Here is a 12,670-nt window from a genome sequence, read left to right as displayed (position 1 = left end):
TCTATTCTACAATATCTGCATGGGGTTTTCGATTTAGTCGATTTTTAGCTAATCAAGAGGATCATAAATCCTCTTCTCTCCTTCAAGCGCCTTTATAGAAGAGATCTCCTGAGTCACTTCCAGTGTTCCCGCATATTTTCCTAATGTATCCCGCAGAGCGAAATATCTTATGTGAACAATCTTTGGTCCAAGATTAAGCCAGAATTCTGCAACATCACGTACCCCATTCTTGAAATCTTCAAGGATCCTGTTCACAACGTGAGCGCTTTTCTGCGGATGACAGTTCTGAACCTTTCTACCGATTATTGCTCTAGTTCTAACAAAGATTCTCTCCTTCCCTTCACTGAAATACCGGACAGTGTCGTTTTCATCAACGAAAGTAATATCAAAAGGAAGGCTGTTCAACATCAAGAGTAACTGATCTACCTTCAGAAAACCACTTCCAAGATTTACTAGCCCTTCAACACCGTTGTTTTTTGATACTTCTTCAGAGAAAACGAAGGGCATCGGCTCAAATGAAAAGTACCCTATTTCATCGAACTCCACTCGAATAGATTCCCACTCATTCTTTGAAAGCAGCTTAAGCGCCGAAGGAAAGAGAATCTTGTGTTCCTTGTAGATGTGATTTGTGAAGAGTTCGCTAATTGTTATTGCGAGCTCGTTTACCTTATTTGGGTCTCCATTCTTAAGGTTCTCATATTCGATTTTCATCTTCTTTCGTAGGTTTCTAACTTCGTCATGTTCCTTCCACATGATCGCAGGAGGTTGAACCAGACCGTGCCTTTCAAGATAGGGAAAAAGCACGTTCTCCTCTTTGGAAAAATATGCCTCTAAACTATCGAGATACTGTATTGAAGATTGAAGCCTTCTTATGTCCTCGCTATCGTAATTTCTAGCAATAATCTTCCCGGTCAAATCTCTCAATTCCTTCGTCCTGTTAAGAATGTCGCGGTGTTCTTCAATCAATATGTGAAGAGGATGCCAGGAGTCGACATGAAGACTGTCTTCGTCCAGAGCCTCCTTGAACACATCAAGATGGATGTTGCACATGAGCTGGATGCTCTCGGGAGGCATACCTTCCTCCACAAGTTTCTGCTCGACCTGTGCTATTTCTACAGGTGTCAGCTCTCTTACAACTCTCATGAAATCTTCTCTAATGTTCTCAAGCTTATCGGGCTCTTCATGAAGCTTTCTGATCAATCCTTTAAGAAACTCTTCTTTGTTGAAAAGCTCACTCATCATTTCACCTCCTCATTGTCTTCATAAAGAGCGTATCCCAAATCGTTATTTACAGCAGTAACAAATGTTACGAGGGAAAAGTTGTGATTCACCGACCTTCACGGATAAGATATATATCCAATTCTTGAGAATATGGATCAAGAAATATTTAAATAATTACATAATTTCATTGAATTTGTGACTTGACAAGATCAATTTTTTGGTTATAGTATGAATATAGAGATCATATTTGAAAAGATAGATATAATTATCCCTGAAAACAGAGAATATTTTCGCGATGATAGTAAATATAGAAAGTTCAGCAAAGAGTTCTACTCAAGTCTTTTTAAAGCGTCGTTCGGTTTGTGATTAAGAATTCACCACGGGGGCTCTCAGTAATTCCTGTTGCCACAAGATTAAACGGGAAAAGAGACTTCCAGAGTAAAGAACTGTACTAGAAGGATTCGATAAGAACCTTTGAAAGGCAAAAGCAAAAACTATGCACCGAGTTGCATAAAGTCACCCCGGAGGCTTCCAACGGAAGCGCTTTCCTGCAACTGGCCCCGTGAGGGGCCTTTCCAGTTTACTGAGGAATAATCACCGATACAGAACAGCAAAATAAAGGTGCACACCAGAAGCTCTCAATTCTAAACGATCAAGACAGGCCAGAATAGCTTCACTGCATCATTTAATTGGCAGAGAACTAGTGAGGTTTGACTTTTGTTCTTTTCACTAACTGTTATTTGCATCCCTTTCCCCAATCAACTTAGATGCCTTTAACCACGCATGTCTTTCCTGCCCAACGGGAGTTGTGTTTCTGTAATCATGTTTAGAAATGTAGTTTTCGATCTCTGCTGTGAGGTCCTCATATTTATTTCTTTGGGTTTCAGCTAGCCACTGCCCACATGAATTTCTCATGTTCTTGATGATGTATCTTGAATGATTCACACAAAGGACGGATCTGGAGTTCTCATATGACCTCTGTACTTCATCTCTTTGAAGAAACTTCACGAAGGCAGAAAGATAGATTCTCTCACTATTACTGGCCACGGAACACAGAACGCAGCTCCCAGATTTCGGCTTTTTTCTAGACAAGAATCCGACATCTTTTCCATCGAGCCACGGAATTTGAGCAGCAAGAATCTCTCTAAACATTATCGAGACTGCAAGGGATCCTACTTCGGATCTCTCTTTTGCTACTTCCACAATTCTCTTTAAGTGAACTGTGCAAAGCCCATTTCTCATCAATTCCATTCGAGCATCTTCGTTGTGAAGAAGGTTGGAAAAGGCTCCGACAATCCACCCATCAACTGATTTCTCCATAGATCTGCAGACGGGACATAGTTCCCCTTCTTCAAGAAGGGAAATTATCTCGCTTTCAAGAACATTGTTGGCTTTCAACTGCACACCGGCAAACGGAACTTATCTTCCAAGCCTTAGTAACCACGCATCGGAAGGACCTTGTATCGGGCGTTTTATATCGCGATCTGATGAAGAAGTTGTGCCAATTACTATCAATTCTCTTTTTTCGGTTTCTTTTATTCTTCTCGCAAAATCATTTTCGGACCCGCCAAAAGTAGCTTCCCATTCTAGGTAACCGTCATACCCAAGCTTTATAACCCAAACGTCTCTCATACCTCTATTTTCGTGAAGGATATCGCCATCTGAAGAGTCAGTGTAACCACATATTGCAAATCCACCGTCTGCAGTTTGAACGACGTCAAACCCTTCATCGTCCTCACTGCCACCATATGTCTTGCTCCACTCCAGATCACCGTCAGAAGAGAACTTCAGTACCCAGAGATCTTTCCCACCTTTGTTCTCATTGATGTCGCCTCCGGCAGATTCAGTGAAACCAACTGCTATATATCCATCGTTAACCTCTTTTATCACATTGGCACGTTCATCGTTCTGCCCGCCGAAGAGATCTTGCCATTCAATTTCCAGCTGAGAATCGAGTTTGAGAACCCACAAGTCCTCGCCCGTCGATCTGCTGAGTGAATTTAGATCTCCATCGGAAGAAGTCGAGTATCCGCAGACGATGTATCCACCTTCCTTTGTCTGCATTGCGTAGAGAAGACCGTCTTCCGCGCTGCCACCAAAGACCTTAATGAGGTCTGTGATGAGAGTACCGCTGGAGCTCATCAACGCTACCCAACCATCCTTTGACCCGTGGTAACCGCTGTTTGCGAAATTCGAGTCTGAAGAACCTGTAATCCCCGTGATTATAAGCTTCTCGCCTATAGTGGTATTCACCGAACGAATTTCATCGTCTCCGCTTCCACCTATATAAGTCTGCCATCTGAGTGAGCCATCGTTGCGCATCATAATAACGTATCCGTCAGTACCCCCATGATATGGATAACCGCTTCCGGAATATGCTATATCACTTGAGCCCGACCCGCCGGCCGATACGTAACCGCCAGCGATTCTAACTGTATCCATAAGTGACTCCTCATCGCTTCCTCCATAACACAACTGTGGTTCCACAACATAATTATTTGATTCGTATTGAAGAAAAGGAATCCAAAAGTCACTCTTGCCTTTGTTTTCGAGAATAAGAGAGCTGTCGGTGGAACTTGAAGTGATTCCTATTAAAATCTCATTTGAGTTTTCGACAACCAGGCCGGTCCCATTTTCAAAGCCTGAACCTCCATACGTAATCTCGTGAACAAGTCTTGGGCTGTATATCGCTTTAATTGTTGTGTTTTCTTCTATTTCAACTGCGATCTCCGCCGTTTGTCTCAGTTCATTGTTTATCAACCAACCTTCAAAGTCGTATCCGGGAACGAGCGGTGCCTTTACAACTATGTTCTGTCCCTTTCTGGCAGAAAAACTGTACGGCAGCTCCCTCTCTCTGTTTCCTACTTCGATCTTTTCAATCAACGGTGTACAGCTCACTACAACTGAATACCGTCGAAAAACACATCCCGAAAGTGCAATGATCAAAACCAAACATAAGATCAGTAATAAAGACGACAGCCTTCTGCGCATTAGATCACCCCCGTTTTTTTCATCCTCATAATAAACATTGTATAACGGATACAAAGAATATTACAAAAACTACCAAACTCAGATGGTGGGTATTGCAATTTTCTCGCGTTGTGATAACATAATTGTCGACTACAGAATGGTGGTGATCTGGTGGAGGATGGGTATTGCATCAGTTACTATGAGTGTCCAGTTGTAAGGGCTTACGAAAACGGAAAGATCAACAGGGAATGGATCGAGATGTACTGTGAAAAGGATTGGACAGAATGTGCTAGATTTCGGCTAGATGATTTACTCTCGGTCTCGACGGATTTTGTCCTTCCGGACGGCAGTGTTGAAGAGAGACTAAGCAAGTAAAAATGAATGTGAGCTGACGAAAGTTATCCTTGAGAGAAGTCTAAGAACCAATAACAATTAGCACTGTTTGTCTTCACTGGGCGATACTCGTCAAAAAGCGGCAAGACCGCGTTCTCATTAAGATGGATATGTTTTTCATAATAATAATAATAAAAGCCTATCGCAGCCATCATATACCTTTTGCCATTTTCCAAATGAATTGTATTTTGAATAAGATGGTAACCAGCTTCTGCACATGAATCAAAAAGCGGAATTGATTTTATCGAAAAACTGAGATGTTTCTTCTTTTAAGTCTGATTCCTTACTAAGTCATTGATTTCTGTTGAGCAAACTTCAAATTACTAGAGTCAAACCAAGTAATGGGTGTTTTTGCGGATGAGTGCGTGGATTTTCAGACCACTTAAGCGGTCTCAGGGAGATGTTTACTGAAAAGCAAATCTACATTGAAAAGGGGGTATTTTTGATGAAGAAGCTTTTGGTAACAGTCCTAATAGTTCTCTCCACCGCATTGATCTCTAGCACTGTTTCGGTAATTGGGCCCTGGTCTGGCGTCGAGATGGACGCTTTCCTTCCAGTCCTCGAAGAATTCAAAGCAAAGACAGGCATTGATTACACCTACCAGACATACAGGGCAGAAGACCTGGCAAATGTTCTGCCGGCACAGTTTTCTGCAAAGAAGGCACCTGCAGACGTGATCTTCATGTGGTCGAACTTCATTACAAGCAACACACAACACGTGGTTGATTTATCTGATGTGATTGATACCGATGCGTATATTCCGGGTGCACTCGACAATGTCAAGACTTCAGACGGGAGAGTCTTCGGGATTTCTTACACCGCAAAAGTCAAACCGGGGTTCTGGTACAGAAAATCCTTCTTTGAAAGCCATGGTTTGAAGGCACCTACTACATGGGATGAATTTGTTGCTCTCCTTGAAAAAATCGAGACTATACCAGGAGTGAAGGACGCTATTGCAAGCGGCAATGGAGTAGGGTGGCCTCTTTCAGATGTCACCGAACACTTCCTAATTACCTTTGGCGGCCCCGAACTCCAGAAGGACCTAATCGAAGGAAACACGACCTGGAGGAGTTACGCGGTCAGGAACGCCATGGAAAAGCTAGTCTATCTTCTCGAAAAGGGATACTTCAGTGAACCCACAGAGTGGACAACTATACTCGAGCAGTGGTGGAACGGAGATTACGGTCTTTACTTCATGGGACAGTGGATAACGGGAATGGTAGACGACCCGAATGATCTGGCTGTCTTCAGTCTTCCGGGAAATCGCGGGATGGTTTTCAGTATTGACTATGCATTTGTGCCCGAATACGCAACCAACAAGGCAGAAGCTCTGGAACTTGTGAAATTCCTTTCGAGTGTGGAAGGTCAGAGCATTCAGGTTGCGCAGGGTGGCCATATTGCAACCGTCGGAGTCGACATGTCTAATTATCCTGCGGTCGACAAGGAGATTGCGAAGTTGACAGAGGGTGTTGAGACATTAAATGATCTCGATGATTCCATCGGCGGTCTCTGGCAGACAGCATTCTGGGACCAGCTTAAACTAATCTGGGTAAGACCGGAAAGGCTTGACGACGCGCTGATGGACCTTGATGAAAAAATGCCGAAGTAATCGATTTCTCTAAGTGGGGCCCATCTGGGTCCCACTTCTTTCTTCGGGGGTGATCTAGTTGGCTTTGAGAAAGGCAAAATTCAGGCACTTCAGCTACTTCATTCTGCCGGCGTTGTTGCTTCTAGTGATTTTCGTTTTATATCCTACGTTCAACACGATTTTCCTGAGCTTTGTTGACAGCGAAGGGAACCTTTCACTCTCAAACTACAGAGAAGTGTTTTCCAGCAGGGATATCCTAGATCCCCGGGGACTAGAGAGAGGTTTTCCTTTTGGGTCACTTATTCATAACTTAATGTGGATCGCGATCCATCTGCCATTAACTACCCTTGTGGGTTTATTTCTGGCTATCCTTCTGCGAGACGTAAAGGGAGGGGGAATAGTAAAGTCGATAATATTCCTTGGCATGGTTATGCCAATGATAGTGGGCGGAATAATGATTCGATTCATGTTCGAGGAAAACGTTGGCGTTGTGAATCTAGTTCTGCAGACACTTGGACTGGAAGGTAAGACTTGGACAGCATATCCAGAGACGGCTCTCTTTGCACTGATCTTCGGCTCTGTCTGGTTGTGGACAGGCTTCTCAATGATTCTCTATTCTGCCGGGCTTGAGACTATTCCCAACACATACTATGAAGCAGCCCAGATAGACGGCGCATCAAAGTTCAAAATGCTACTTAAGATAACGATTCCATTGTTGAAACCAATCACCGTTGTCGTACTTACAATGACTCTGCTGTGGGAACTGAAGGTCTTCGATATTGTTTATATTGCAACTATGGGAGGGCCAGGTGGTTCATCAAACGTTCTTGCGCTTCAAATGTATCTTTATGGCTTTCGAGAGTGGGACTTTGGAAAATCTGCAGTAGTTGCGGTTTTAATTACCGCTTCAACTCTACTGGCTGCGATTCCCATGATGAAATCGGCGGGAGATGAGGCAGAATGAGAAAGTCAAGGAGAGAGATTGTTCTAAAAACAGTCATTGCCTGGATTATCGCCCTCATATGGATCCTTCCGTTGATGGGCGTAGTTATGACAGCAATTAGGCCCTTTAGTGAAGTACTGGACGGTTGGTGGAGTCTCAAGCCGTTCACTGCAACTCTATCAAACTTCACCGGGGCACTTAATCATCGTACAGCACCACTTTATAGGGGGATGATCAACTCTCTGTTAATTGCTCTTCCCTCTACGGTAATCCCCTTAATGCTAGCAACATTGGCAGGCTATGGAATTTCCAGATATGGATTCCCGTTCAGGAAGACGTTTATTCTAACCGTTGTGCTCACTCTTGCGCTCCCTCAGCAGATGATTGCTATTCCTATCTTTAAAATAATGAGCACTCTTGGGTTGGTAGACACTTACTTCGGTCTTATTCTTCTTCATACTGCGTGGGGAATACCATGGATAACTTTCTTCATGCGTAATTACTTCAAGACCCTTCCGACCGATATGGAGGAGGCAGCCAGAATCGATGGAGCTGGAGACTTGGGTATCTTCTTCAGGATTGTTCTTCCTAATGCTTTCCCGGCAATTGCTTCGGCCTCTGCTTTGCAGTTTACATGGGTATGGAGCGACTTTTTCCTTGCTCTTATTCTCATCTATTCTCCGGACAAACTTCTGGCAACTCAAAGGATTCCATTAATGCGAGGGGTTTACCATGTCGACTGGGGACTACTCTCCGCTGCATCTTTGATGGTGATGATCGTTCCAATTTTTATCTACATATTGCTTCAAAGATATTACGTCAAAGGAATGGTCGGATGGACAATAAAATAGCGGTCTTCTTCCATCGTAAAGCTGGTTTTGAAGGATTCAAATTTCCTGAATGACTGGCGATCATACTTCTATATTTACTCGCAAAGGAGCACTATCAGATCGTTTACATTTGTACCGGTCGGCCCCGTAATGAATAAGTCGCCTGACTTTTCCAGAGCGTGGTAGGAATCGTTGTCGAGCAGAAATAACTGTGGATCTATGCCAGCATCCAACATTTTTTGAACCGTTCTTCCATCGACAATGGCGCCAGCTGCATCGGTAGGCCCATCGGTACCATCGGTGCCGACACAGGCTAGCGTAACACCACTCATTTCCTCAATCCCTAAAGCGAATGCAAGAGCAAGCTCCTGACATCTTCCTCCCAGACCTCTGCCTCTAACATGCACAACTGTTTCACCGCCAATGATCAGAGCGGCCGGCTTTTCCACTGGTCTGTTGTGTGCTTCTTCTCTTGCGATAGATGCCAGAAAAACACCGGCATCTCTTGCTTCGCAATCTAGCGAAGTTGTCAGGATAGTGGCGTTATATCCAATCTCTCTGGCAAATGTTGCTGCAGATTCACAGACTCTCGCAACACTTCCGATAATCTCAGTTTGAACGTTAAACAGACGGTCAGGAGTCTCTACCATCAGCGCCTCGATGATTCTGGAATCAACATCAATAGCGTACTTTTCAAGGACTGCAAGCGCCTGGTCACTTGTACTGCTATCGGGGTAAGCCGGTCCTGAAGCGATCGAATCAAGACGGTCTCCTAAAACATCGGAAAGAACAAGCGTATAAACCTGAGAGGGAGAGACCAGCTTTGCAAAACGCCCCCCTTTTACTGAAGAAAGGTGTTTTCTCACCGTGTTGATTTCGACGATGCTTGCACCTGAACGTAATAGACGATTGTTGACATCAACAAGATCCTCAAGCATCACCCCCTCCAATGGTTTTTCGAAGAGAGCCGATCCGCCTCCCGAAATAAGAAAGAGAATCTTTTCCGGCTTCAATTCCTCAATTCTTTTAAGAGCATAATCTGTAGCTTCTACGGTCTTTCTGTCAAGTATCGGATGCCCAGCTTCGAAAATCTCTACGCGTTCGATATCTCCCTGACTGTAGCCATATTTCGTTATTACGATTCCCGCGCTTACATCTTCACCAAGTTTGTCCATCGCGGCTTTGGTCATTCTCCAGGCTGCCTTGCCAACCGCCAAAAGAAATATAGGACCTTTCAGCCTAAGCTTCTCAAGAGCATTCTTAACGGAGCTTTCAGGCTGAACCGTTTCAATTGATCTCTCAACAATATACTTCGCTTCCTTTTTAAGTTCTCTCAAAATCGAACCTCCTTGATCAACTATTACGAGTGGAATTCTCTTCTCTGAGGGTAACCTACAAGAAGTTTCTGAATAACAATGCAAACTGAACAATTCTAGATGAATTAATTATCAAGTTAAAGAAGGCCAGAAATCCGAGAAGAAGAAGTCCTTAGAAGCAATTTGCTTGTCACTATTACCTCACATTGCTTACCGGTTCAAAAAAACTGCTTCTTTTTTTGCGCCTTATCAAAAGAAGAAGACGGTGCAGAAACACCGTCTTCTCCCATAAACAGATTGCTCAGAGTAATATTGTCAGACCAAGATACGGCCCGGGGAGGAAGTTATAGAGAAGGCTTAGCCCGGCGGTCAAAATAATATTGTCCACTGGTCTCAGCACGAATTCCCATCCTCTACCAAAAACCGGAATGAAGAACAGGAATTTGCCATCAAAGGTATAGGCATTTAGTTCACCTGGTGTGAGAGCCTTTTCGTAGTAAGTGCTAGCCTGGAAGATATAGAAGTCCATTCCTTCATAACCCGTTATGTTTCCAGCTAGATCATACACTACATCTCCGTAGAGACCCTGGCCGAGAATGAAGTTCTTCGGTGCCGCAACGAAAACCGATGCAACAAGAAGGACTGCCACAAGAATCAGGACTTTTTTCATTCGATTACCCCCTTTTGAGTGATATTGAGCTTGTTCTTACTTAACGATTTTACACTTAATACCCGCATCAAGTCAACGTATTTTCAATCTCAGAATGCAATTTCTGGCCTACAGTGTGCGTGATAACCATCAAGGTTCTAACCAGTTTTCACCATCAGAAGAGTATCCTAAGAGATCCAGGGTATCATCTCGAACTCTGTATTTCCAGAGGGTGTACAGATTCTCGACCCTTTCAGATAAGGCAAATCTAGTCTGAATCTCGTACGTGTACTCGCCCCATTCAACTTCTTCGTAATCGGACGAGACTATTTCCAGAAACCCTACATGCTCATTTCCCTTAACAAGCCTCTGATTTATGAAGAGAAGCAAAGTCTCTTCAATCGTAGAAAGGACACTCTCCGGATTGAACACCTCCACTCTGTCTCTCGTAGAAAAAACCATGAGAAACACAGAGAGTACAATCACGGCAATAATTGAGTACTTTCTGATGACAGCTTTTACTTCGCTGTCTCTTTCTGTCTCTAATCGATTATTATTGATCTGCTCTTCTTCGTTCAAAAAACGACCCCTTTCGGGGTCAATTATACATAGCCTCTAATCAAAAAACTACAGCGACGCTCAGTATCACGGAACTCAAAACTGATGATAGAATAGCTGCCGGCCCCTCAAAGAAGAAACCTAGAACGGTGAAAGGAGATGCCGAAGCTCCTGCTCCAACGAGCAGTGTCTGATTGTTCTGAAGAACGAGAGCATAATCAAATCCGACCCCAATATAGGGGAAAATCACAACATTAGTACCAAACTCGTAATAGAAATTGACCTTCTGAAGCTCGAGAGGGCTGAAATATGTCTTCCAGGTCCATCCTAGACCGAGATTTGGACCCGTCCAGCCGGTGATGTTTCCAAAAACGTCCAGTTTGGCTTCTCCATAAACAGGGGCATATAATCCCGCCACAAGTGGCTTCCCGTGTGTCTTATCTGGCCAAACTATAAGGGGCTCTGAAAATACGGCAATTGCAAGACCAAAAACGACAAGAATCAATAGCAACTTCTTCATGTCTATCCCTCCTCTAAGTGTATGAACTCAACCGGAGTCCTCAGCAATTATACAACAGGAGCAGGTAGAACCGATTGCTATTCATATCAGATTTACTGATTGTTGGAAACATAATCCTTTATATCCGAAATCTCGATCTGGTACTTTGTCTTCAGATCCTTCAACAACGAGCTCTTGGGTTCATCGATCGGCAGGCCAAAATATTCAAGGAATGCTTCAAAATCCGGGACCATCCTTTCGATCTCCAACAAGCTTGTTGTACCCTTGATATCAAATGAAGCGGATTGCCCATGATTTTCACTACCAGTCTCTTTCTCTTCTATGACTGCTTCATCTCCAGATGTTTCAAAAGGCCATCTCCCGCTGAAGAGATATGTGAACAGCCCTGGGGGGCCACTAGCCATAACTTCTGAAACAGTTGTTGATCCGTCCAAACCACTTGACTGGACAAATTCGATAATATCTTCAAAATCCACTTTGCTATGCTCGGCCAAAGATGAAATCGGTTCACCTAATTTTCCGATCAGTACTGAAAGATGTTCTCTGGATATCACTTCTTCTTCACCGATAAAACCCAGAATTCCTGTAAGGTCCTTTACTTTGAGCTCGACAGAAACCATCTCAGGTATTCCGAGGCCATTAAAAAGCTGTTCCTTCGAGATCGGATAGTTCTCGACAATTTCCTCAAAAGATGTTGAACCCTTAATATCATCGGGGACTATGTATACTCTCGTCTTTTCCGTCTCAAATTTACCTGTCAAGACAGATAGGCCTACCGGCACCAAAAATGCTGAGAGAGCCAGTATTATGTATGTTTTCACAGATATTGTCTTGCTAGCTTTTGATGACTTCTCAGAAAGACCAAACCCTATCGTGAGTGTTGAATTTGAGTTAGCTGGACAAATATCGACACACTTCATGCATCTGTTGCAGGCCGGGCTGTTCACACTGGAAACCTTCGAGACATTAATCCCTGCAGGACACACCCTATCGCATAGCCCACAATCGATACATGTTGAAGATTTCCTTCTAATACGAAAAATACTGAAGCGGTTGAAGAGACCGTTGATCGCACCCAGTGGACAGGCATAACGACAGAAAGGTCTTTCGATGAAGAGAGAAGCTCCAAGTGTAAGGAGTACTGCGATATAACCGGACAATGCAATTTCATCCGTCCATATATTAAAAAGATTATAGTAAGGGTCGAAACTACTGAATGAAAGCGTGCCGATTCTAGCTGTTTGAACAATTACGAAGATCAACATGGCATACTTCCCAAGACTTAGGATTTTGTTGAGACCTGCAGGGACCTTATTGTAATGTGATCTGAGGAGTTTTCTACCAGCTTTCCCAATCCACTCCTGAACACTTCCTAGCGGACAAATCCATCCACAGAAGAAAGCTCCCGCAATGAAGAGTGAAATCAGCAATCCACTCAGAACAAAAAGGTTGGAAGGATGTATCTTCTGGACGTAGGTGCCATCAGAGACAAGATTGTATAGCGTAACGACACCGCCGAAGGGACAGACAGCATGGAGACTTGTCGTGCCAGGCAGCTCCGCTATGCCCTTCTCAGAAAGATAGTGACCGACACTTATGTAAAGAACAAGAAGGAGAAACAATAACTGCGTAGCAATTCGTGGCACTCTATGGCGACTTTTCACAGTCTTCACATCCTCAAC

At 43.7% G+C, this 12,670-nt stretch carries 12 protein-coding genes; 4 read left to right on the top strand and 8 right to left on the bottom strand.

Annotation, left to right across the window (positions count from 1 at the left end; all coding sequences use genetic code 11):
* Positions 1-48: 48 nt before the first annotated feature.
* From Y696_RS05070 to Y696_RS05060, 3 genes are all read right to left on the bottom strand, one after another.
* On the bottom strand, positions 49-1,239 hold the full coding sequence (locus Y696_RS05070) for a DUF438 domain-containing protein (protein ID WP_099772172.1): 1,191 nt from the start codon (positions 1,237-1,239) through the stop codon (positions 49-51).
* A 711-nt stretch (positions 1,240-1,950) separates the two neighbouring features.
* Positions 1,951-2,625 carry a DUF6062 family protein gene (locus tag Y696_RS05065; protein WP_099772171.1) on the bottom strand — a complete coding sequence of 225 codons (675 nt, stop codon included), beginning with the start codon at positions 2,623-2,625 and terminating at the stop codon, positions 1,951-1,953.
* 15 nt (positions 2,626-2,640) lie between these two features.
* On the bottom strand, positions 2,641-4,212 hold the full coding sequence (locus Y696_RS05060; RefSeq protein ID WP_099772170.1) for a hypothetical protein: 1,572 nt from the start codon (positions 4,210-4,212) through the stop codon (positions 2,641-2,643).
* A gap of 150 nt (positions 4,213-4,362) precedes the next feature.
* Here Y696_RS05060 and Y696_RS05055 point away from each other — a divergent pair, with 150 nt between their 5' ends.
* The 4 genes from Y696_RS05055 to Y696_RS05040 all read left to right on the top strand — a co-directional run bounded on the left by Y696_RS05055 (position 4,363) and on the right by Y696_RS05040 (position 7,966).
* On the top strand, positions 4,363-4,566 hold the full coding sequence (locus Y696_RS05055) for a hypothetical protein (protein ID WP_099772169.1): 204 nt from the start codon (positions 4,363-4,365) through the stop codon (positions 4,564-4,566).
* Positions 4,567-5,029: 463 nt separating this feature from the next.
* The gene (locus tag Y696_RS05050) at positions 5,030-6,193 is read left to right on the top strand and encodes an ABC transporter substrate-binding protein (protein ID WP_099772168.1); all 1,164 of its coding nucleotides are present in this window, start codon (positions 5,030-5,032) and stop codon (positions 6,191-6,193) included.
* A gap of 58 nt (positions 6,194-6,251) precedes the next feature.
* Positions 6,252-7,136: a carbohydrate ABC transporter permease gene (locus Y696_RS05045; protein WP_006492701.1), complete on the top strand. Its 885-nt coding sequence runs from the start codon at positions 6,252-6,254 to the stop codon at positions 7,134-7,136.
* Positions 7,133-7,966, top strand: a complete 834-nt coding sequence (locus Y696_RS05040; RefSeq protein ID WP_006492700.1) for a carbohydrate ABC transporter permease — start codon at positions 7,133-7,135, stop codon at positions 7,964-7,966. Before Y696_RS05045 ends, Y696_RS05040 begins: the two co-directional genes overlap by 4 nt.
* Before the next feature lie 74 nt (positions 7,967-8,040).
* Here the strand turns inward: Y696_RS05040 and Y696_RS05035 are convergent, their stop codons facing one another.
* The 5 genes from Y696_RS05035 to Y696_RS05015 form a co-directional block, all read right to left on the bottom strand.
* Positions 8,041-9,282, bottom strand: coding sequence for a glycerate kinase (locus Y696_RS05035; RefSeq protein WP_006492699.1), 1,242 nt, complete (start codon positions 9,280-9,282; stop codon positions 8,041-8,043).
* Between the two features lie 280 nt (positions 9,283-9,562).
* Complete coding sequence (locus Y696_RS05030) at positions 9,563-9,931, bottom strand: hypothetical protein (protein ID WP_006492698.1); 369 nt, start codon at positions 9,929-9,931, stop codon at positions 9,563-9,565.
* A gap of 129 nt (positions 9,932-10,060) precedes the next feature.
* Positions 10,061-10,489 carry a hypothetical protein gene (locus Y696_RS05025; protein ID WP_006492696.1) on the bottom strand — a complete coding sequence of 143 codons (429 nt, stop codon included), beginning with the start codon at positions 10,487-10,489 and terminating at the stop codon, positions 10,061-10,063.
* A gap of 40 nt (positions 10,490-10,529) precedes the next feature.
* Positions 10,530-10,988: a hypothetical protein gene (locus Y696_RS05020; RefSeq protein ID WP_006492695.1), complete on the bottom strand. Its 459-nt coding sequence runs from the start codon at positions 10,986-10,988 to the stop codon at positions 10,530-10,532.
* A 92-nt stretch (positions 10,989-11,080) separates the two neighbouring features.
* The gene (locus Y696_RS05015) at positions 11,081-12,652 is read right to left on the bottom strand and encodes a 4Fe-4S binding protein (RefSeq protein ID WP_006492693.1); all 1,572 of its coding nucleotides are present in this window, start codon (positions 12,650-12,652) and stop codon (positions 11,081-11,083) included.
* Positions 12,653-12,670: the final 18 nt, after the last annotated feature.

Origin of the sequence: Mesotoga sp. H07pep.5.4 (assembly GCF_003664935.1) — a bacterium.
GTDB lineage: Bacteria > Thermotogota > Thermotogae > Petrotogales > Kosmotogaceae > Mesotoga > Mesotoga prima.
Note: the sequence above shows the minus strand (reverse complement) of the source record. Positions and strands in the feature narration are given on the sequence as shown.